18 protein-coding genes are annotated in these 20,352 nt (G+C 72.0%); 5 read left to right on the forward strand and 13 right to left on the reverse strand.

Annotated elements, in window-relative coordinates; genetic code table 11:
• Positions 1-8: 8 nt before the first annotated feature.
• From ACIOC1_RS27240 to uvrB, 6 genes are all read right to left on the reverse strand, one after another.
• Positions 9-689 carry a DUF3761 domain-containing protein gene (locus ACIOC1_RS27240; RefSeq protein WP_401856616.1) on the reverse strand — a complete coding sequence of 227 codons (681 nt, stop codon included), beginning with the start codon at positions 687-689 and terminating at the stop codon, positions 9-11.
• Positions 690-790: 101 nt separating this feature from the next.
• Positions 791-1,825 (reverse strand): cytochrome c oxidase assembly protein, encoded by a 1,035-nt coding sequence (locus tag ACIOC1_RS27245; RefSeq protein WP_401856617.1) that lies wholly within the window; start codon positions 1,823-1,825, stop codon positions 791-793.
• 151 nt (positions 1,826-1,976) lie between these two features.
• Positions 1,977-2,975: a TerC family protein gene (locus tag ACIOC1_RS27250; RefSeq protein WP_355333925.1), complete on the reverse strand. Its 999-nt coding sequence runs from the start codon at positions 2,973-2,975 to the stop codon at positions 1,977-1,979.
• 202 nt (positions 2,976-3,177) lie between these two features.
• Positions 3,178-5,112 carry a TerD family protein gene (locus ACIOC1_RS27255; protein WP_401856618.1) on the reverse strand — a complete coding sequence of 645 codons (1,935 nt, stop codon included), beginning with the start codon at positions 5,110-5,112 and terminating at the stop codon, positions 3,178-3,180.
• 81 nt (positions 5,113-5,193) lie between these two features.
• A complete protein-coding gene (locus ACIOC1_RS27260; protein ID WP_355333929.1) occupies positions 5,194-5,772 on the reverse strand; it encodes a TerD family protein in 579 nt (192 codons plus the stop codon).
• Positions 5,773-5,893: 121 nt separating this feature from the next.
• A complete protein-coding gene (uvrB, locus tag ACIOC1_RS27265; RefSeq protein ID WP_355333931.1) occupies positions 5,894-7,990 on the reverse strand; it encodes an excinuclease ABC subunit UvrB in 2,097 nt (698 codons plus the stop codon).
• Positions 7,991-8,201: 211 nt separating this feature from the next.
• Here uvrB and ACIOC1_RS27270 point away from each other — a divergent pair, with 211 nt between their 5' ends.
• Both ACIOC1_RS27270 and ACIOC1_RS27275 read left to right on the forward strand, forming a co-directional pair.
• Positions 8,202-8,705 carry a methylated-DNA--[protein]-cysteine S-methyltransferase gene (locus tag ACIOC1_RS27270; RefSeq protein ID WP_355334689.1) on the forward strand — a complete coding sequence of 168 codons (504 nt, stop codon included), beginning with the start codon at positions 8,202-8,204 and terminating at the stop codon, positions 8,703-8,705.
• Positions 8,706-8,802: 97 nt separating this feature from the next.
• Positions 8,803-8,934, forward strand: coding sequence for a hypothetical protein (locus ACIOC1_RS27275; RefSeq protein WP_401856619.1), 132 nt, complete (start codon positions 8,803-8,805; stop codon positions 8,932-8,934).
• A gap of 91 nt (positions 8,935-9,025) precedes the next feature.
• On the opposite strand, the gene ACIOC1_RS27280 is transcribed toward ACIOC1_RS27275, so the two are convergent.
• From ACIOC1_RS27280 to ACIOC1_RS27295, 4 genes are all read right to left on the reverse strand, one after another.
• Positions 9,026-9,985: a slipin family protein gene (locus ACIOC1_RS27280; protein ID WP_401856620.1), complete on the reverse strand. Its 960-nt coding sequence runs from the start codon at positions 9,983-9,985 to the stop codon at positions 9,026-9,028.
• A gap of 5 nt (positions 9,986-9,990) precedes the next feature.
• Complete coding sequence (locus tag ACIOC1_RS27285) at positions 9,991-10,359, reverse strand: tetratricopeptide repeat protein (protein WP_188283400.1); 369 nt, start codon at positions 10,357-10,359, stop codon at positions 9,991-9,993.
• Positions 10,360-10,450: 91 nt separating this feature from the next.
• On the reverse strand, positions 10,451-11,059 hold the full coding sequence (coaE, locus tag ACIOC1_RS27290; protein ID WP_355333939.1) for a dephospho-CoA kinase: 609 nt from the start codon (positions 11,057-11,059) through the stop codon (positions 10,451-10,453).
• Between the two features lie 326 nt (positions 11,060-11,385).
• Complete coding sequence (locus tag ACIOC1_RS27295) at positions 11,386-12,315, reverse strand: PAC2 family protein (RefSeq protein ID WP_188283398.1); 930 nt, start codon at positions 12,313-12,315, stop codon at positions 11,386-11,388.
• Positions 12,316-12,498: 183 nt separating this feature from the next.
• Here ACIOC1_RS27295 and ACIOC1_RS27300 point away from each other — a divergent pair, with 183 nt between their 5' ends.
• The gene (locus tag ACIOC1_RS27300; protein WP_401313388.1) at positions 12,499-13,494 is read left to right on the forward strand and encodes a right-handed parallel beta-helix repeat-containing protein; all 996 of its coding nucleotides are present in this window, start codon (positions 12,499-12,501) and stop codon (positions 13,492-13,494) included.
• 112 nt (positions 13,495-13,606) lie between these two features.
• On the opposite strand, the gene rpsA is transcribed toward ACIOC1_RS27300, so the two are convergent.
• The gene (rpsA, locus tag ACIOC1_RS27305; RefSeq protein WP_188283396.1) at positions 13,607-15,112 is read right to left on the reverse strand and encodes a 30S ribosomal protein S1; all 1,506 of its coding nucleotides are present in this window, start codon (positions 15,110-15,112) and stop codon (positions 13,607-13,609) included.
• A gap of 283 nt (positions 15,113-15,395) precedes the next feature.
• On the opposite strand from rpsA, the gene ACIOC1_RS27310 reads away from it, so the two are divergent.
• Together ACIOC1_RS27310 and hrpB are read left to right on the forward strand one after the other, a co-directional pair.
• Complete coding sequence (locus ACIOC1_RS27310) at positions 15,396-16,268, forward strand: class I SAM-dependent methyltransferase (RefSeq protein WP_355333945.1); 873 nt, start codon at positions 15,396-15,398, stop codon at positions 16,266-16,268.
• A gap of 65 nt (positions 16,269-16,333) precedes the next feature.
• On the forward strand, positions 16,334-18,910 hold the full coding sequence (gene hrpB / locus ACIOC1_RS27315) for an ATP-dependent helicase HrpB (protein ID WP_401856639.1): 2,577 nt from the start codon (positions 16,334-16,336) through the stop codon (positions 18,908-18,910).
• 146 nt (positions 18,911-19,056) lie between these two features.
• Here hrpB and ACIOC1_RS27320 read toward each other — a convergent pair whose 3' ends face one another.
• On the reverse strand, positions 19,057-20,082 hold the full coding sequence (locus ACIOC1_RS27320) for a DUF3068 domain-containing protein (RefSeq protein ID WP_401856621.1): 1,026 nt from the start codon (positions 20,080-20,082) through the stop codon (positions 19,057-19,059).
• Between the two features lie 61 nt (positions 20,083-20,143).
• A complete protein-coding gene (locus tag ACIOC1_RS27325) occupies positions 20,144-20,278 on the reverse strand; it encodes an SPW_0924 family protein (protein ID WP_188282936.1) in 135 nt (44 codons plus the stop codon).
• Between the last annotated feature and the right edge of the window lie 74 nt (positions 20,279-20,352).

Genomic DNA, 20,352 nt, shown 5'->3' on the forward strand with positions numbered 1-20,352 from the left:
CGGGCGGGCTACTTGTACCAGACGGCCACGCCGTGGTGGTGCGAGCACGTGCCCCGGTGGTGCTGCGAGTAGGACAGCGTGCCGTCGTTGCAGAGGGCGGTGGCGCCGTCGTGGTCGTTGACCGGGGGCTCGGTGTACCCGACGGTCGGCTTCGGCTTGGGTTTCGGCTTGGGCTTCGGGGTCGGCTTGTGGGTGACGGTGGTGGGGCGGGGCTTGGGCGTCGCCTTGTGCGTGGCGGTCGGAGACGGCGCCGTGGTGCGGGTGACCGTGGGTGTGGGTGACGGCGCCGGGGTGCCGTCCGCGGGCGGGCAGATCTCGGCGATCTTGACGACGGCGAGGTCGACCGGGGCGGACAGCGCCGCGGGCCCCTGGCCGGGCTGCTGGAAGCACACCTTCCAGTCGCCGTCGGAGACCTGGGTGCGCTCGGCCCCCGTCGCGTCGTGCGCGGCGATCCGGGTGAACCCGGCGTCGTCGGCCATGGTGCGCGCGGCGAGCAGCGGCATCCCGGTCAGATTGGGCAGTTGGCCGGTGAGCGCGGCCTGCGTGGTGGTGGGCGCGGCCGTGGGTGTGGCCGAGACCGAGGCGGCGGCGCCCGATATGTCGTCGGTCCCCCCGTCGCCGTCGCATCCCGCGAGCGCGAGCCCCGCGACGGCCAGTAAACAGGCAGCGGTGATGGCACGTTGACGCAATTTGTCCCCCCAGGACAGGTATGAGGGGGAGAGCGTGACACGCGCCGACTCGTGACGTGGTGCCCGTAACGCAGTTGTGACCCCGAGCCGCCGCGGACCGCTCAGCGACCGCGCCGCATGCGCTCGCCGACCTCGCCCTGATCGGTCTCCCACCAGGGGCGGGTCATCTCCGGAACGGGAGCGGCCGCGGGAGCGGCGGCGGACGCGGGGGCCTTTGTGGAGGCGGGCGCGGCAGAGGCACCGGCGGCGGCACCAGCACCAGCACCAGCACCGGCACCGGACATCGCGACGACAGCCTCGCGGTCCAGCCGCGCGTCGAGTTCCGCCGTCTTCTCCCGCTCGGCCCGCCACCACTCGAAGAAGACCAGGATCAGGAAGGGCAGCGCGACGAGTTCGGCGAGGGTGAGCATCAGGCCGCCGCCGAGCATCTGGTCGTGCTGGACGCTCGGCCCCCAGGAGCGCGGGTGCGCGGCGTACCAGTGCCCGGCCACCAGCGTGCCGCTGGTCATGACGACGATGCCGGGCACGGAGTCGAAGAGCCCGTCGAAGAAGACCAGCGCGGCCCTGACCGGATGGCCGCACCAGGACGGCAGCAGGTCCTGACGGCTGAGCATCGGCAGCACGAACAGGCAGCCGGTGAGCAGCAGTTGCAGGTGCATGAGCTGGAGCACGAGCCCGTTGCCGAGGGCGGTGGAGAAGTACGGCGTGAAGTAGATCGTCAGCTCGGAGGCGAGCACCAGCACCGAGCTGACCAGCGGATACATCAGCAGTCGTACCGTACGGCCGGTGAAGGCGCGGCGCAGTCGGCTGTCGGGGGCGGCGAGCGCGAGCGGGTCGCCGAGCGCCAGGCCGAGCGGGGCGAAGAGGTCGAGCAGGATGTTCTGCACGGCGGCGGGCCAGAACAGCACCCGGTCGTAGACGGCGAGCGAGGACATCGTCGCGACGACGAGGGTGCCGAGGCCGAGGACGTAGAACGCGGCGGTGCGCCACAGCGGCCACCGCTCCCCCGCGCGCCGCTTGCGCCGTACGCCCAGCGCGTACGCGACGCCGAGCAGGACGACGGCGGTCAGCGCGACGTCGTCGAGCCGCCAGGCGTCGAAGAACCGCGCGCCGGTCAGCTCGGGAAGGACCACCATGCCGCTCGCCACCATCCGCGCCTTCCCACACGCCACGCACAACCGCTCCGTTACGAGGGCCACGGTAGCCCTCGTAACGGAGCGGTCTGCGCCAAGGGGTCGGTACGGAGGCGTCGGTACGGAGGGGGCGGAGAGACTGCGCAGGGACCGGTCAGCGGACCGGCGTCGCGGGGCGCTCCTCGTCCTCGGAGGCGGCGGCCTCGGCCTCCGCCTGCCGCTTGGAGGCGACCAGGCTGGTGGCGGTGGTGACCGCGAGGACGAGGACGATGACGCCGAGCGAGACGGGGATGGAGATCTCCGGCACGTGCACACCGGACTCGTGCAACGCGTGCAGCACCAGCTTGACGCCGATGAAGCCGAGGATCACCGACAGCCCGTACGACAGGTGGACCAGCTTCTTGAGCAGGCCGCCGATCAGGAAGTAGAGCTGGCGCAGGCCCATCAGGGCGAAGGCGTTGGCGGTGAAGACGATGTACGGGTCCTGGGTGAGGCCGAAGATCGCGGGGATCGAGTCGAGCGCGAAGAGCACGTCGGTGGTGCCGATGGCGAGCATCACGACGAGCATCGGCGTCATCAGCCGCTTGCCGTTCTCCGTGATGAACAGCCGGGTGCCGTGGTACTTGTCGGTGGACGGCACGCGCTTCTCGACCGCCTTGAGCAGCCGGTTCTCCTCGAATTCCTCGTCCTCGTCGTCCGAACGGGCGTCCTGGATGAGCTTCCAGGCGGTCCAGATGAGGAAGGCGCCGAAGATGTAGAAGACCCACGAGAAGCTGGCGATGATCGCCGCGCCGCCCGCGATGAACACCGCGCGGAGCACCAGCGCTATCAGCACGCCCACCAGCAGTACGCGCTGCTGGTACTGGGACGGCACCGCGAATTTGGACATGATCAGGACGAAGACGAAGAGGTTGTCGACGCTCAGCGACTTCTCGGTGATGTAACCGGCGAAGAACTCGCCCGCCGGCTGGCCGCCGGAGAAGACGAGCAGGCCGAGTCCGAAGAGCCCGGCGAGTACGACCCAGACGATCGTCCAGGCCCCTGCCTCCTTGACGGAGACGTCGTGCGGGGTGCGGCCGATGACGAAGTCAACGGCGATCAGGGCGATCAGTCCGGCGATGGTGAGCGCCCAGAGGGCGAGGGAGACATCCACAGGTCCTCCGGCAATTCGATACGGCAACTGTCAGCGTCGTCGCTGCGGGAGGTCCCCGCCACTTGAGTCCGTTCAGGGAGAGGTTTCACTCCGCACCAAGAACAGTACACGAATTGCCCAAGAGTTAGTAAAGAATCGCACAAGTGTGCAGGTCAGAGCCGTAAAGCCGGTAAAGCACCGGCGCAGGACCCGGCACGACCGGTCAGGGGCCGTAGGCCGGGCGGGCCGCCGCGATCTCCCTGAGCACCTGCGTGAGCACCTGGCTCCCCGGCGGCACCAGCGACGGCTCGAACGTCCAGGCGTGCCCCACCCACGGGTCGGCCAGGTGGTCGCTGGGCAGCGGGGTGAGCCGCAGCAGCGAGCGCCACAGCGGATCGAGCACCGGCCCGTACGCGGACGCGTCCTCGCGGTCGGCGACCAGCAGCAGGTGCACCCCGGCGCGCGGTCCCTCGTCGGCGAGATAGCGCAGTTGGGTGACCGCCCGGTCGTCGAAGCCGTACGGGAACTCGTTGACGATCAGAAGCTGCTCGGCGGTGTCGAAGCCGGGCGGCAGCGAGTCGGCGGCGCCGCCGCGCAGCGCCATCTGGAGCAGATCGACGCGTTCGGTCAGCCGGTTCAGCACCTCGCCGACCCCGGCCGCGCCCCCGGCCGACGGCATCAGCACGGCGCCGCTGCCGGTGAGCGGGGCGAGCGCGGCGGAGCCGGAGCCCGCGGGGTCGAGGGCGTGCACCGCGAAACCGCCCACCGGGTACGAGGCGAGCAGCCGGGCGGCGATCGCCACGGCGGTGTCCATGGCGACCCCGCGGTCCTCCTCGCTGTCGATCCACAGACCGCGGTCCAGCGGCAGCCGGGCCAGCAGCGGGATGCGCAGTTCGGGCGCCTCGGGCAGGTAGAGGCCGCCGAGCCGTACGGCGAGCGGCGGCTGGTCGGGCACCCGGTAGGCGTGCCACACCGGATTCTCCCAGCCCGCGAAGGCGGCGGGCAGCGCGGGCTCGACGACCTCGGCCTCGGCGACGAGCTGCGCGATGTCCCGGTCGAGCACGGCGCGGGCCTGGTCGACCAGCGCGAACTGCCGGGCCTGCGCCTGGTCGCGGGCGGCGTCCGCGGCCTGACCGCCGCGGGTCGCGGGGTCGGCGAGCAGCCGGTCGAGCTCCTGCTCGAAGCGGGACTCGGCGAAGTCCACCGCGCTGCGGTAGGCGGCGATGGTGCGGGCCAGGTCCTCGAACATGCCCCACACCTGATTGTGCAGCCGCTCCTCCATCGTCCAGCCGGAGGCGTCGCCCGCGACGGGGACGGGCGGGGTGCCGGGCGGGGTGCCGGGCTGTCCGTCGGAGGACGGCCGCGGCGCGGCGGGCGGGGCGTCGTACGGCGAGCCCGGCCGGCCCTGGGCCGGTCCCTGAGCGGGCGGGGGCGGCGCGGTGGCGGCGGCCTTGCGCCGCGGGTGCCGGTAGTCGACCGGTCCTGAGGACGCGGTGGTCCGGCCGTCGCCCGGAGCGGCGGCCGGGGCCGCGGTTTCCGGCCGCGGCGGCGGGGCCGTACGCGGCGCGGCGGGCAGGTCGACCGAGCGGGACAGCTCGCGCCCCACCGCCTCGTCGATGCCCGCGGCCACCCCGGCGGGCTCCGGGACACCCTGGTCGAGCAGCAGCGCGGGCAGACCGCCCTCGTACCCCTGGCCGACGGCGCGCACCTTCCAGGCGCCCTGCCGCCGGTACAGCTCGATGGCCAGCAGGGCCGTCTCGGGGCCGAGGCCGGTCATGGTGAATCCGGCGACGGCCTCGCCCTCGGTGGTGGTGACGGCGAGATGCGGGGCGGGGGCGGCGCCGAAGGCGGCGGGCGCGCCGGGGCGGCCCGCGGCGCCCGGGAGAGCCAGCAGTACGTGCACCCGGTGCACCTGCGGCGGCATCGCGCCGAGGTCCACCGCGAGCCGGTGCTCGGCGGCGGCCTGCCGGGGCACCTCGACGCCGGGGAGCTGCGGCGCGCCGGGGTGCGCCAGCCACTGCGAGGAGTCACCGACGACCCGCCCCCGCTCGTCCCCGAGGGTGACCGCGGCCACCACCGGGGTGCCCGCCGACACCCGGATCTCCATCCGGGTGCCCGACAGCGGATGGTTCTGTCCCCGGACCAGTTCGGCCGTCATGTCCGCCGCCCCCCGTTCCCGTTATGCGTGTGTACGTGTTCCGGCCCGCGGGCCGGGGGCCGCGTCAGCGGCCGTGCGGCCTCAGAGCGCGGGCAGAATGGCCGGGATGAGGTCCTGGAACGTCCGGCCGTTGGCCGCCGTGCCGATGGCCGTCATCGACCAGCCGGTCGCGCCGCGCTGCACCTTGGCCATGATCTGCGCCGTGTACTGGCCGCCGCCGGTCAGCGTGTAGCGGGCCAGCTCCTGCCCGTTGGTCTCGTCGACCAGGCGGCAGAACGCGTTCTGCACCTCGGCGAAGGTCTGGCCGGTGAAGGAGTTCACCGTGAAGACGATCTGGTCGACATGGACCGGTACGCGCTGGAGGTCGACGATGATCGACTCGTCGTCGCCGCCCTGGCCCGCGCCGCCGACCAGATTGTCACCGGTGTGCCGGACCGAGCCGTCGTCGCTGGTCAGGTGCTGGAAGAACACCACGTCGACCGGCTGCTTGTCCGCGAAGAGCACGGCCGAGGCGTCCAGGTCGATCTCCCGGGTGCGGGATCCGAACAGTCCGCGGCGCGGCGCGGCCTGCCAGCCCAGCCCCATCCGGATCGCCGTCAGCGTCCCTCCGTCGGACTTGCTCAGGCTGATCTTCTGGCCCTTGGTCATGTTGACCGTCACGCGCTGTCCCCTCTCACCCGTGTGTGCGGTTGTCCCGCACCCTAACAAGACGCCGTGCAACGGTATCCCGGTTCGCCGCGTGGCGATTCCTGGCGAACACCGGCCGGTCGCCGGTCCCGCGTCACGCCATTCCCGCTTCTCTCATCTGGCGCAACTCCTTCTTCAGCTCGCCCAGTTCGTCCCTGAGCCGGGCGGCCACCTCGAATTGCAGCTCGCCGGCCGCCGCGTGCATCTGGTCGGTGAGCTGAGCGATCAGGTCGGCCAGCTCCTCGGCGGGCAGCGTCTTCGCCCCGCGCTTCTCGCCCGCGCGGGCGGACAGTCCTGGCACCGGCGCCTTGCCCCGCGAGCGCTGCCGCCCGGAGCCCAGCAGCTCCTCGGTGTCGGCGTCCTCGCGGGCGAAGGAGTCCAGGATTCCGGCGATCTTCTTCCGCAGCGGCTGCGGGTCGACGCCGCGTTCCTTGTTGTACGCGATCTGCTTCTCGCGGCGCCGGTTGGTCTCCTCGATGGCCTTCTCCATCGCCGGGGTGATCCGGTCCGCGTACATGTGGACCTGGCCCGACACGTTACGGGCGGCGCGGCCGATGGTCTGGATCAGCGAGGTGCCCGAGCGCAGGAAGCCCTCCTTGTCGGCGTCGAGGATCGCGACCAGCGACACCTCGGGCAGGTCGAGGCCCTCACGCAGCAGGTTGATGCCGACCAGGACGTCGTACTCACCGGCCCGCAGTTCGCGCAGCAGCTCGACGCGGCGCAGGGTGTCGATGTCGCTGTGCAGATACCGCACCTGGATGCCCAGTTCGAGCAGGTAGTCGGTGAGGTCCTCGGACATCTTCTTGGTGAGGGTGGTGACCAGGACGCGCTCGTCCTTCTCCGTGCGCAGCCGGATCTCGTGCACCAGGTCGTCGATCTGGCCCTCGGTGGGCTTGACGATGACCTCGGGGTCGACCAGGCCGGTCGGGCGGATGATCTGCTCGACCACGCCGTCGCCGCGGGACAGCTCGTACTTTCCGGGTGTCGCGGACAGGTAGACGGTCTGGCCGACGCGGGTCAGGAACTCCTCCCACTTCAGCGGCCGGTTGTCGAGCGCGGACGGCAGCCGGAAGCCGTGGTCGACCAGGGTGCGCTTGCGGGACGCGTCGCCCTCGTACATCGCGCCGATCTGCGGCACGGTGACGTGCGACTCGTCGATGACCAGCAGGAAGTCCTCGGGGAAGTAGTCGATGAGGGTGTCGGGCGCGGAGCCCTGCTCGCGGCCGTCGATGTGCCGCGAGTAGTTCTCGATGCCGGAGCAGGTGCCGATCTGCCGCATCATCTCGATGTCGTACGTGGTGCGCATCCGCAGCCGCTGGGCCTCCAGCAGCTTGCCCTGCTTCTCCATCAGGGCGAGCTGGCCCTCCAGCTCCTTCTCGATGCCCGCGATGGCGCGTTCCATCCGCTCGGGGCCCGCGACGTAGTGGGTGGCGGGGAAGACGTAGATCTGCCGGTCCTCGGTGATCACCTCGCCGGTGAGCGGGTGCAGTGTGTAGAGCGCCTCGATCTCGTCGCCGAACATCTCGATGCGGACGGCCAGCTCCTCGTAGACCGGGAAGATCTCGATGGTGTCGCCGCGCACCCGGAAGGTGCCGCGGGCGAAGGCCACGTCGTTGCGCGCGTACTGGATGTCGACGAATTTCCGCAGGAGCTGGTCGCGGTCGATGACGTCACCGACATTGAGCCGCACCATGCGGTCGATGTACTCCTGCGGGGTGCCGAGGCCGTAGATGCAGGACACGGAGGCGACCACGACGACATCGCGCCGGGTCAGCAGCGAATTGGTGGTGGAGTGCCGCAGCCGCTCCACCTCCTCGTTGATCGAGGAGTCCTTCTCGATGTACGTGTCCGTCTGCGGGACGTACGCCTCGGGCTGGTAGTAGTCGTAGTACGAGACGAAGTACTCGACCGCGTTGTTCGGCAGCAGCTCGCGGAATTCGTTGGCGAGCTGGGCGGCGAGCGTCTTGTTCGGCGCCATGACCAGGGTGGGGCGCTGGAGCCGCTCGATCATCCACGCGGTGGTCGCGGACTTGCCCGTACCGGTCGCGCCGAGCAGCACGACGTCCTGCTCGTCACCGCGGATCCGCTTCTCGAGGTCGTCGATGGCGGTGGGCTGGTCGCCGCTGGGCTGGTAGGGGCTGACGACCTCGAAGGGCGCCACACTGCGTTCGATGTCTGATACGGGCCGCATGTCACCACCGTACGACCCACCACCGACAATCGTCCGGGCCCGGACGGGCGGGCCGCCGCCGGGGCGGCCACTTGCTCTCATGTGACCACCCGGTCACTTCCGGTGACGGGCCCCGCGCCGGCCGTGTTTGCCGGGCGGATCGCGGCGGCGGGGCGTTGTCGGACCCCCGATCTAGGCTGGCAGCGTGACGAACGACACCGCCTGGACGGTCATGGAGACCCCGATCGGGCCGCTGCTGCTGGCGGCGACCGACGAGGGGCTGGTCAATGTCGGTTTCCGGGCGGACGAGGCGGCGGTACGGCGCGCGGTGGCGTCGATGGGGCGGCGGCTGGGCGGCGAGCCGGTCGAGGACGCGGCCCGGCTGGCGCCGGTCACCGAGCAGATGGAGGCGTACTTCGCGGGTGCGCTGAAGGAGTTCTCGCTCGCTCTGGACTGGTCGCTGATCACCGGCTTCAACCGCCGGGTGCTGCGCGAGCTGGCGGCCGGGGTGCCGTACGGCACGGTCGTCGGGTACCAGGACCTGGCCGACCGGGTGGGCGAGCGCGGGGCGGCCCGCGCGGTCGGAACGGCGATGGGCGCGAATCCGATACCGCTGGTGGTGCCGTGCCACCGGGTGGTGGAGAGCGACGGCGGCATAGGCGGCTTCGGCGGCGGCCTGGAGATCAAGCGCACGCTGCTGGCGCTGGAGGGCGTGCTGCCCGCGCCGCTGTTCTGATGATCTGAGCAGGCTCCGCACGTCCGCCCCCGCGCCGCGCGGCGGGAGGACGTCACGGTCAACGACCGCTCCGCTGCCGGTCCGCAAGGGCGACCGGGTGACGATGCTCGGCCACGACCGGCCGCTGGACTGGGAGTTCGACGGCGGCACGCTGACCGTACGGGTGCCCGCGGCGGCGCGGGCGAAGGGGCGGTACGCGTGGGTGTTCAAGATCGACTGGACGCGCTGACGCGGGGCTGACGCGCGGGAGCGGGCGGAGTGACCCGCCCGCTCCCGTCCCGTTCCTGCCCTGGCCTTCCCTGCCGTTACGGCTTCGTCGCTCACTCCTCGGACGTGCGCGGGTCCGGGATCTGGATCGGGCCCGGCGGCTTCCGGTCGATCGCGGGCGGCTCCTCGGCCGCGGCCTCGACGGCGGACCGCGGTTCCGCGTCCGTCAGTTCGTCCGTCGCCGCAGGCGCCGCCGTCTTCTCGACCGGCTTCGTGTCCTGGCTGCCGCCGGTGTTCGCACCGGAATTCGCGCCGGAGTTCGCGGCCCGGTCGAAGAAGCGCAGCATCTCGACGGGGAAGGGCATCACCAGGGTCGAGTTCTTCTCCGCCGCGACCTCCACCACCGTCTGGAGGAGGCGCAGTTGGAGGGCGGACGGGTTGGCGTCCATGGTCCTGGCCGCCTCGGAGAGCTTCTGGGACGCCTGCAACTCACCGTCGGCGGTGATGATCCGGGCCCTCCGCTCCCGGTCCGCCTCCGCCTGCCGGGCCATCGACCGCTTCATGGACTCCGGCAGCGCCACGTCCTTGATCTCGACGCGGTCGATGTGGACGCCCCAGCCGGTGGCGGGCGTGGACAGCATCAACTCCAGCCCCTCGTGCAGGCGTTCGCGGCCGGACAGCAGATCGTCGAGTTCGCTCTTGCCGATGATGGAGCGCAGCGAGGTCTGCGCCACCTGCAACATCGCGAACTGGTAGTTCTGCACGTCCACGGTGGCCCGGATCGGGTCGATGACCCGGAAGTAGAGCACCGCGTCGACCCGTACCGACACGTTGTCGCGGGTGATGCCGTCCTGGGACGGCACCGGCATGGTGACGACCTGCATGTTGACCTTGGTCATCTTGTCCACGAACGGCACCAGCATGCGCGGGCCCGGCTCCTTGGGGAGCCGGTTGACCCGGCCGAAGCGGTAGATCACCCCGCGCTCGTACTGCTTGACCACCCTCAGACTGCTGGACACGCCGATCAGGGCGACCACCGCGATGATGATCAGCAGCACCACGACGACTTCCACGGCCGTCAGCCGGCGTCGTCGAAACGGGCTGCGGCCAGATAGTCCGGCCGGGGGTCGAGTGCGGCGGCGAGCCGGAAGTGGCGCTGGGCCTCGTCGGCGCGGTTCGCGCGTTGCAGCGTACGGGCCAGCGCGAAGTGGGCGAAGGCGTTGTCCGGCTCGCGCTCCAGCACTATCTGGAACTCCAGCTCCGCCGGACGCAGTTGGGCCGCGGCGAAGAACGCGCGGGCGCGCAGCAGGCGGGCCGCGGTGTTCTCCGGATGGGCCGAGATCACCGGGTCGAGGAGTTGTACGGCGCCGCGCGGGTCACGCGCCTCCAGCAGTTGCTCCGCGGCGCGGAAGTCGATGACGTGCGTCTCTGGGGTCCGCTCGTGCAAGGCCGCCTCCCTGAATTCGGGCACGGGTGACGACTGATCGTCTGGTCTGACATACCCAACGTCGTCGTCGGCAACCGCATTCCCCGGGCGACTACGCCGTCCCGGCCGCCGCCAGCTCCCGCAGCCGCTGCCACGCCGCGCGGACCTGGGGCTCCAGCTCCTCCAGCGGGCCGTCGTTGTCGATCACCAGATCCGCGACGGCGATGCGCTCCTCGCGGCCGGCCTGCGCCGCCATCCGCGCCCGCGCCTCGTCCTCGGTCATCCCGCGTGTCCGCACCAGGCGCTCGATCTGCGTGGCCGGGGCCGCGTCCACGACGATCACGAAGTCGTAGAACGGGGCCAGGTCGTTCTCCGCCAGCAGCGGTACGTCGTTGACGACGATGTCGTCCGGGGCCGCCGCCGCCCGCAGCTCCTGCGACCTGCGGCCGACCAGCGGGTGCACGATCGCGTTCAGCGCCTGGCGCCGGGCCTCGTCCGCGAAGACGATCGCGCCGAGTTTCGGGCGGTCCAGTGTCCCGTCCGCCGCCAGCACGTCCGGGCCGAACTCGGCCGTCACCGCCGCCAGGCCCTCCGTGCCGGGTTCCACCACTTCGCGGGCGATGCGGTCCGCGTCCACCAGGATCGCGCCGTGTGCCACCAGCAGTTTCGCCACGGAGCTTTTTCCTGACCCGATTCCACCGGTCAGCCCGACGTTCAGCATGCCGCCAGCTTACGGGCCCTCCGGCCCTCCGCGGGTGCCTCCCAGGGGCGCGGGGAACTGCGCGCTCAGCCACCAACGGTGGCGCGGCCGTCGAAAACCGGCCCCAGCGGGGCAGATGCTGTGAGTTTTCGGGCTGGCAGCCCGGTGGGGGCGGGCCGCGCAGTTCCCCGCGCCCCTGAAAACCAGGCCCTTCGCAAGGAACCGTCCAGGGGCCGCGCCCCTATAAATCAGGCCCTGCGCGAGCGCGGCGCGCCTTGCGGAGGGGAAGCGGAAGAGGGCCCGCGCCCTGGGGACGCGAACCCTCTTTCGTGAGCGCGCCGCAGGCGCTAGTCGTCCTCGCGGTCGGCGAGGAAGCGTTCGAACTCGGCGGCGAGATCGTCGGCGGAAGGAAGCTCTACGGCCTCGGCGATGAGACTCTCGCGGGACTGGGACCCGGCGACGGCGTCGTACTGGGACTCGAGGCCGCGGACGACGGAGACGAGCTCGCCGTCGCCTTCGGCGACCTGGCGGTCGATCTCGACGCGGACGGTGTGCGCCTCATTGCGCAAGGCGTGGGCGATCTCGGGCAGCACAAGGCCGGTGGCGGCGGTGATCGTCTCCAGGACGGCGAGGGCGGCGTCCGGGTAGGGCGAACGCGCCAGGTAGTGCGGGACGTGGGCGGCGACGCCGAGCACGTCACGGCCGGCCTCGGCGAGCCGCAGCTCGATGAGGGAGGCGGCGCTGCCGGGGACCTGGGCCTCCTCGAACCAGGCGCGGTGGCCGGGCATGAGGTCGACCCGGTTGCCGTGCGGGGTGAGGCCGACGGGCCGGGTGTGCGGCACGCCCATCGGGATGCCGTGGAAGTTGATGGCGAGGCGTACGCCCAGGCGTTCGATGACCTGGAGCACGGCGGTCGCGAACCGTTCCCACTCCACGTCCGGCTCGGAGCCGGTGAGCAGCAGGAAGGGGGTGCCGGTGGTGTCCCGCACCAGATAGAGGTCGATCTCCGGTGCCTCGTAGGAGGTCCAGTGGTCGCGCTCGAAGGTCATCAGCGGGCGGCGGGCGCGGTAGTCGACCAGCCGGTCGGCGTCGAAGCGCGCGACGAGCTGGTTGTCCAGGCGGTCCAGCAACTGCTCGCTGATCTGCTCGCCGGTGTCCCCGGCGTCCATGTACCCCTCGAAGTGGTACAGCAGTACGGGACCTGCGTCTCCGACCGCTGCGTCGACGGCCTCGGCCCCGCCCGGCACGTATTCGTACAGCCCTTGCGGATCCAGCACGATGATCGTCCTCCTCGCTCTCTCCCCCCCTCAACGAACGTACCCGCCCGGCCATTCCCACGCGTCCCCCCGGAACCCGGACGTCTTGACGGTCCGTCGGGTGGGCCCTACCTTCTCTCGTTACGCCCATGTGTTCACATGGACGACCAAGATTCACATGCTTGGAACGATGGAAGGACGCGGATGCGACCCCACACGCTTCTGACCCTGCCGGTGGCCCTGCCCGTCGCGGCACTGCTCGCCGGGCTGCTCTCGTACGCGACGCCGGCCGGTGCGTCGACGGCCGGTGCGGCAACGGCCGCCGCGGCGAGCACCGTCGAGGTGACCACGGCCAAGGAGCTGAAGGCGGCGCTGACCGCCGCCGCCCCCGGCCAGACGATCCATCTCGCCGACGGCACGTACACCGGCAACTTCAAGGTCACCGTGTCCGGCACGGCCGCCGACCGGATCACGCTCACCGGCTCCTCGAACGCCGTGCTCACCTCCTCCGGCGGCTACGGCCTCTATCTGAACGGCGCGAGCTACTGGACCGTCAAGGGGGTCAGCGTCACCGGCGGCCAGAAGGGCATCGTCACCGACGCCGCCGCGCATGTCGTCATCGACTCGGTGACCGTGCATGGGCTCCAGATGGAGGGCGTGCACTTCCGCACCTCCAGCACGGACGGCGTGATCAAGAACTCGCGGATCTACGACACCGGGCTCCAGCGGCCGGGATACGGCGAGGGCGTCTACGTCGGCACCGCCAACACCCTGACCGACAAGAGCGACCGGGTGCAGATCCTCAACAACGTCATCGGCCCCAACATCGGCGCCGAGAACATCGACCTCAAGGAAGGCACCACCGGCGGCCTGGTCTCCGGCAACACCTTCGACGGCAGCGGCCTCAGCATGACCAACTACGACGACTCCTGGGTCGACGTCAAAGGCAACGGCTACACCATCACCGGCAACACCGGCACCCGCACCCTCAACGACGGCTACCAGACCCACACCCAGCAGCCCGGCTGGGGCTGCGGCACCGTCTTCCGCGACAACACCTCCGACCTCACCGGCGCCACCGGTGCCACGCAGACGGCGATCTACGTCACCAACTACTCCGCCGACTGCCCCACCACCGTCTACGCCTCCAACAAGCGCACTGGCGGCAAGGCCCTGACCAACATCCCCGTGACCCCGTAGCCCCCCCCGCCGCGCCGCCCAGGGCCCCACGGCCACCGGGAAAGCACCGCGGTCCCGCACCCCCTGAGGGGTGCGGGACCGCGGTGTTGTGACTGGGCCTAGCGGAGAGCCGTCAGCTCTGGCCGCCCGCGAGCTTCTCGCGGAGGGCGGCGAGGGCCTCGTCGGAGGCGAGGGCACCGGAGGTGTCGTCGGACTCCGAGGAGTACGAGCCACCGGAGACGCCCGGGCCACCGGTCGCGGCGGGGGCGGCGGAACCGGCCTCGGCCGCGGCCTGCTCGTCGGCCTCGCGGGACTTGATGACCTGCGCCTGGTGCTGCTCGAAGCGGGTCTGGGCCGTGGCGTACTGGCCCTCCCACTCCTCGCGCTGCTTGTCGTACCCCTCGAGCCAGTCGTTGGTCTCGGGGTCGAAGCCCTCGGGGTAGATGTAGTTGCCCTGGTCGTCGTACGACGCGGCCATGCCGTAGAGCGTCGGGTCGAACTCGACCGAGGCCGGGTCGGCGCCGAAGGACTCGTTGGCCTGCTTGAGCGACAGCGAGATGCGGCGACGCTCGAGGTCGATGTCGATGACCTTGACGAAGATCTCGTCGTTGACCTGGACGACCTGCTCCGGGATCTCCACGTGGCGCTCGGCCAGCTCGGAGATGTGCACCAGGCCCTCGATGCCCTCGTCGACGCGGACGAACGCGCCGAACGGGACGAGCTTGGTGACCTTGCCGGGGACGACCTGCCCGATCTGGTGGGTCCGGGCGAACTGCTGCCACGGGTCTTCCTGCGTCGCCTTCAGCGACAGGGAGACACGCTCGCGGTCCATGTCCACGTCGAGAACCTCGACGGTGACTTCCTGACCGACCTCGACGACCTCGGACGGGTGGTCGATGTGCTTCCAGGACAGCTCGGAGACGTGCACGAGACCGTCGACGCCGCCGAGGTCCACGAACGCACCGAAGTTGACGATCGAGGAGACGACGCCGGACCGCACCTGACCCTTCTGGAGGGTGGTGAGGAAGGTCTGGCGGACCTCGCTCTGCGTCTGCTCCAGCCAGGCACGGCGGGACAGGACCACGTTGTTGCGGTTCTTGTCCAGCTCGATGATCTTGGCCTCGAGCTCCTTGCCCACGTAGGGCTGGAGGTCGCGCACGCGGCGCATCTCGACGAGCGACGCCGGCAGGAAGCCACGGAGGCCGATGTCGAGGATGAGACCACCCTTGACGACCTCGATGACGGTGCCGGTGACGATGCCGTCCTCTTCCTTGATCTTCTCGATGGTGCCCCAGGCACGCTCGTACTGAGCGCGCTTCTTCGAGAGGATCAGGCGGCCTTCCTTGTCCTCCTTCTGGAGAACAAGGGCCTCGATCTCATCGCCCACGGCGACGACCTCGTTGGGGTCGACGTCGTGCTTGATGGAGAGTTCGCGGGAGGGGATGACACCTTCGGTCTTGTAACCGATGTCGAGCAGGACCTCGTCCCGGTCGACCTTCACGATGACGCCGTCGACGATGTCGCCGTCGTTGAAGTACTTGATCGTCTCGTCGATCGCGGCGAGGAAGGCTTCCTCGTTGCCGATGTCGTTGACCGCCACCTGCGGGGTGGTGCGAGGGGCCTCGGTGCTGCTCGTCATTAGGGAAAGGACTCCGGTACGGACAGTAAGTCGTAGGTACTGCTACGCCGTAAGCCCTTTTCGCTCCTGCCGAATTCCGGACAGCCGTGGGGCCGAGGGGTATGCAACAGATTCCGAGCGCAGCCTGCTCTGTCTGAGGCGCGCAGGCTCGCAGCGCAACTTGTAGCATACGGGGGCAGCCGGGCACGGTCAACGCACGAAGAGCCCACCGGGCGCGTAACGGACCGAACCGGCACAAGTCACCCAGTGCCAGGTCTTCTCAGAGAGTACGACGACTGCCGCGATGATCCAAGGACCCGATCCCCGGGACGTACGCCGGGAAGCGCCCCGAGAGGCACACGAGGAACCGGAGGCCACCCGCCGCAGCGCGGGGGTCACGGAGAGCAGCCGGGCCAACCGCCGGTGGTGGGACCGCAACGCGGACGACTACCAGGTGGAGCACGGCGACTTCCTGGGCGACGCCCGCTTCGTCTGGGGCCCTGAGGGTCTGGACGAGGCGGACGCGGGGCTGCTCGGCCCGACGGCGGCCCTGAAGGACAAGGACGTGCTGGAGATCGGCGCGGGCGCCGCCCAGTGCTCGCGCTGGCTGGCCGCCCAGGGCGCCCGGCCGGTCGCCCTCGACCTCTCCTTCCGGCAGCTCCAGCACGCGCGGCGGATCGACGACGAGTCCTCGGCCGACGGCGCGCCGCTGGTGCCCCTGGTCCAGGCCGACGCGGGCGCCCTGCCCTTCGCCGACGGCTCGTTCGACCTGGCGGTCTCCGCGTACGGCGCGCTCCCCTTCATCGCCGACACCGCGCGCGTCCAGCGGGAGGTGCGGCGGGTGCTGCGGCCCGGCGGGCGCTGGGTCTTCTCGGTCACCCACCCGGTGCGCTGGGCCTTCCCCGACGAGCCGGGGCCCGAGGGCCTGACGGCCGTCGCCTCCTACTTCGACCGCACGCCGTACGTGGAGGAGGACGACCGGGGCATCGCCGTGTACGTCGAGCACCACCGCACCCTGGGCGACCGCGTCCGCGAGATCGCGGCGGCTGGCCTGCGGCTGGTCGACCTCGTCGAGCCCGAGTGGCCGGAGTGGAACGACCAGGAGTGGGGCGGCTGGTCCCCGCTGCGCGGGCGGCTGTTGCCGGGCACGGCGATCTTCGTGTGCGCGGCGGAGTGAAGGCCGGCGGACAGGACGGTCGGGCGGCCGGCGGGGAAGCCGGCGGGAGCGCCGGTACGTACGCGATCCGGGCCGAGGGGCGCGCGCTGCCGGTGGCCTCCGTCGTACCGGAGCTGCTGGCCGCGCTGCGGTCGCCGGGCTGCGCCGTCCTGGCCGCGCCGCCCGGCACCGGCAAGACCACGCTGGTCCCGCTGCTGATCGCCGACGCGTTCGGCGGGCGGGTGCTGGTCGCGGAGCCGCGGCGGATGGCGGCGCGGGCGGCGGCCCGGCGGATGGCCTGGCTGCTCGGGGAGCGGGTCGGCGAGAGCGTCGGTTTCACGGTCCGCGGCGAGCGGCGGGTCTCGGCCCGCACCGCGGTCGAGGTGGTCACCACCGGTGTGCTGCTGCAACGGCTCCAGCGCGACCAGGAACTGCCGGGCGTGAGCACGGTGATGCTCGACGAGTGCCACGAGCGGCATCTGGACGCCGACACGTCCATGGCGTTCCTGCTGGACGTACGGGCCCTGCTGCGACCGGAGTTGCGGCTGGTCGCGGCGTCCGCGACGACGGACACGGCCGCGTGGGCGGCGTTGCTGGGCGGGGCCGACGGGCCGCCCGCGCCCGTGGTCGAGGCGGGCGGGGTGCTGCACCCGGTGGCCGTGGAGTGGGCGCCGCCGCCCGGTCCCGTACGGGCGACGCACGCCGGGGGCCGGGTGGACCGGGCGCTGCTCGACCATGTGGCGACGGTGGTGCGGCGGGCGCTGCGGGAGCGCGACGGGGACGTGCTGTGCTTCCTGCCGGGCGTCGGGGAGATCGCGCGGGTCTCGGGTCTGCTCGGGGACCTCACGGATTCCGGCGGCGCGGGCGGCGGCATCGAGGTGCTCCAGGTGCACGGCCGCGCCCCGGCCGCCGTCCAAGACGCGGCGCTGGCGCCCGGTGAGCGGCGGCGCGTGCTGCTCGCGACGTCCGTGGCCGAGTCCAGCCTGACCGTGCCGGGCGTGCGGGTCGTGGTGGACAGCGGGCTGGCCCGCGAGCCGCGCATGGACCACGCGCGGGGCCTCGGCGCGCTGGTCACCGTACGGGTGTCGCGGGCCGCCTCCGACCAGCGCGCCGGGCGCGCCGGGCGCGAGGGTCCCGGCACCGTCTACCGCTGCTGGCCCCCGGCCGAGGACGCCCGCAGGCCCCGGCACCCCTCCCCCGAGATCGCGCTCGCCGACCTCACGGCCTTCGCGCTCCAGGCCGCCTGCTGGGGCGATCCGGACGCCTCCGGGCTCGCCCTGCTGGACGCCCCGCCGCAGGGCGCGATGGCCGCGGCCCGCGACACGCTGCGCGGCCTCGGCGCCGTCGACGCCTCGGGCCGCGTCCTGGACCGGGGCCGCCGGCTGGCCCGGCTCGGGCTGCACCCCCGGCTCGCCCGCGCCCTCCTCGACTCCGCGCCCGTGCTCGGCGCCCGCCGCGCCGCCGAGGTCACCGCGCTCCTCAGCGAAGAACTCCCCCACTCCTACGGCTCCGACCTCACCGCCGCCTGGCACACCGCCCGCCGCGGCGGCGACCCGTACGCGGCGCGCTGGCGCGCGGAGGCCGACCGGCTGCGCGGCACGGTGACGGAAGGGAGCCCGCCCGCGACGGACGCCGCCGTCCCGCGCTCCGCGGCGCGCCCGTCCGCCGCGAGCCGCGCCGCGGGCGGGGGCCTGTCGGACGACGCGGCGGCCGGGCTCGTCGTCGCCCTGGCGTTTCCCGAGCGGGTCGCGCGGCGGCGGGGCGGGGACGGATACGTGATGGCGTCCGGGACCGGCGCGGAGGTCGGCGGGGGCGTGGGCGGGGCGGAGTGGGTGGCGGTGGCCGTGGCGGACCGGGGCGTCGGGCGGACGGACGCGCGGGTGCGGGTGGCCGCGGTGATCGACGAGGGCACCGCGCGGGCGGCGGCGGCCGGGCTGCTGGAGTCGTACGAGGAGGTGGCCTGGCGCGGCGGGGACGTGGTGGCGCGCCGGGTGGAGCGGCTGGGCGCGCTGGAGCTGTCGGCGGCGCCGCTGCGCCGGCCGGACCGGGACGCGGTGCGGGCCGCGCTGCTCGACGGGCTGCGGCGCGAGGGCACCGGTTTGCTGCACTGGTCGCGGGAGGCCCGTGAGGTACGGCAGCGGCTGGCCTTCCTGCACCGGGAGTTGGGCGGGAACTGGCCGGACGTCTCGGAGCGGGCGCTGGTGGAGCGGGCCGAGGAGTGGCTGGGGCCCGAGCTGGCGCGGGCCGGGCGGCGGGCGGATCTGGAGCGGATCTCGGCGGGCGGCGCGCTGCCCCGGCTGCTGCCGTGGGCCACGGGCGAGGCCGCCCGGTTCGGCGAGCTGGCCCCGGAGCGGTTCGAGGTGCCGAGCGGTTCGCGGATCCGGATCGACTACGGCGGCGACCAGCCCGTACTGGCCGTGAAGCTCCAGGAGTTGTTCGGGCTGCGGGCGACGCCCGAGGTCGCCGGGGTGCCGCTGCTGGTGCATCTGCTGTCGCCCGCGGGGCGGCCCGCGGCGGTGACCGCGGACCTGGCGTCGTTCTGGCGTGACGGCTACCGCGCGGTGCGCGCCGAGCTGCGGGGCCGCTACCCGCGCCACCCGTGGCCCGAGGACCCGGCGACGGCCGAGCCGACCAAGCGGACGAACAACAGCCGCCGCGCGTAGGCCGCCCGCCCGGCCCGTACGGCGTCCGGGACAGATCGGCCGGTGCGGGGTCCCGGCACGGCTCGGACCGTACGGGGTGCGGGCCGTGAGTCAGACCGGTGCGGGGTCCCGGCACGGCTCGGCCCGTACGGGGTGCGGGCCGTAGGTCAGACCGCTATGGGGTCCGGGTGGTCGGGGGCGCGGTCGGGGTCGGGCTCCCGGCCGCCCACCGGGTCGGCGGGCCGCCGCCCGCGCGCTTCGAGCAGCAGCGACAGCGCCAGCAGCGCGGCGGCGAGCCCGCCGAAGCCCCACGGCAGGTAGCTGGTGAGCAGCAGCACCAACTGCCGCTGCGTCTTGACCAGATGGACGATGGAGTCGATGTAGTCGGGCCGCATCTTCACGTCGCCCGCGAAGGCGGTGACCGGTGCTTTGCCGGTCGAGGCGGGAAAGCGCAGCTCCTCGGTGTGGATCTCCTCGCCGTTGACGGGCGCGCCGGTCGTCGGGTCGACCCAGAACATCCGCTTGGTGGTGTACCAGCGCTGGATGCCCGTGGCCTTGACCGTCTCGGGGGTGAGCGCGGGAGCGCCGGGCGCGATCTCGGGCAGTTTCTTGGGCAGCGGGACCCGCTGCCAGGGCACGGTCTGCTCGAAGTAGTAGACCTTCAGGCCGTGGAAGCGCTGGGTGCCCGCGTAGTGGATCGGCGCGGAGGTGCGGCTCTGCGCGTCGAAGTAGTAGTAGTCGCGCTTCTGGGTCAGGAAGGGGAACTTGAACTCGATGCCCTGTCGGGTGACCGGGTCGCCGTCGACCGACTCGCTCGCGGTGTGCACCGGCTCCTGGGTGTGCGCGTCGAAGACGTACCGCTCGGGGATCTCCGAGACCATCTTGCCGTCCGGGCCCGCGACGTAGGAGAGCGCGTCCCAGACCACGACGTCCTTGCCGGTCTCGGCCTTGACCTGCCGGGCCGCCGTCACATTGCCCTTGAGGGTCTGCACGATGCTGACCTTGGAGACCTTCTTGGCGGTGAGGCTGGAGTAGTCGACGAGGGTGGCGTTCTTCGCCTCGAGGACGGCGACCTGGTACTCGCTCGGCGGCACTTTGGCCAGCCGCGGGTAGGCGTACCAGCGCAGCATGGGCGCCAGGGTCGCGAAGAAGACGGCGAGGGCGAGCAGCACCAGGCTGGACTTGCGGCGCATCGCGGCTCCAGACGGCTCAGGGGTGGCTGGCTCAGAGGTGACCGGCTCAAGGGTGACCGGCTCAGGGGTGGCTGGGGACCGTGGTCAGCAGGGGTTTCGGCGAGGTGTGACCCGCGGGCGCGCCGATCGCGGTGACGGTGAAGACCAGGGCGAGGGCGGCGGCGAGTCCGATCGCCGCCGCGGCGAGAGCGCGCATGGCCGGACCTCCCTCGGGCACGGGCCGACGCGGTCGTCGGCCGGGGCCGGGGCACCGTAGCAACCGGGAGGTGA

The organism is Streptomyces sp. NPDC088197, assembly GCF_044741185.1.
GTDB lineage: Bacteria > Actinomycetota > Actinomycetes > Streptomycetales > Streptomycetaceae > Actinacidiphila.

Bases quoted from the DNA above. Each gene is read 5' to 3' on its own strand.
- ACIOC1_RS27245 (WP_401856617.1), bottom strand. From the start codon at position 1,825: ATGGTGGTCCTTCCCGAGCTGACCGGCGCGCGGTTCTTCGACGCCTGG.
- ACIOC1_RS27255 (WP_401856618.1), bottom strand. From the start codon at position 5,112: ATGACGGCCGAACTGGTCCGGGGACAGAACCATCCGCTGTCGGGCACC.
- uvrB (WP_355333931.1), bottom strand. From the start codon at position 7,990: ATGCGGCCCGTATCAGACATCGAACGCAGTGTGGCGCCCTTCGAGGTC.
- ACIOC1_RS27270 (WP_355334689.1), top strand. From the start codon at position 8,202: ATGGAGACCCCGATCGGGCCGCTGCTGCTGGCGGCGACCGACGAGGGG.
- coaE (WP_355333939.1), bottom strand. From the start codon at position 11,059: ATGCTGAACGTCGGGCTGACCGGTGGAATCGGGTCAGGAAAAAGCTCC.
- ACIOC1_RS27300 (WP_401313388.1), top strand. From the start codon at position 12,499: ATGCGACCCCACACGCTTCTGACCCTGCCGGTGGCCCTGCCCGTCGCG.
- rpsA (WP_188283396.1), bottom strand. From the start codon at position 15,112: ATGACGAGCAGCACCGAGGCCCCTCGCACCACCCCGCAGGTGGCGGTC.
- ACIOC1_RS27310 (WP_355333945.1), top strand. From the start codon at position 15,396: ATGATCCAAGGACCCGATCCCCGGGACGTACGCCGGGAAGCGCCCCGA.
- ACIOC1_RS27320 (WP_401856621.1), bottom strand. From the start codon at position 20,082: ATGCGCCGCAAGTCCAGCCTGGTGCTGCTCGCCCTCGCCGTCTTCTTC.
- ACIOC1_RS27325 (WP_188282936.1), bottom strand. From the start codon at position 20,278: ATGCGCGCTCTCGCCGCGGCGGCGATCGGACTCGCCGCCGCCCTCGCC.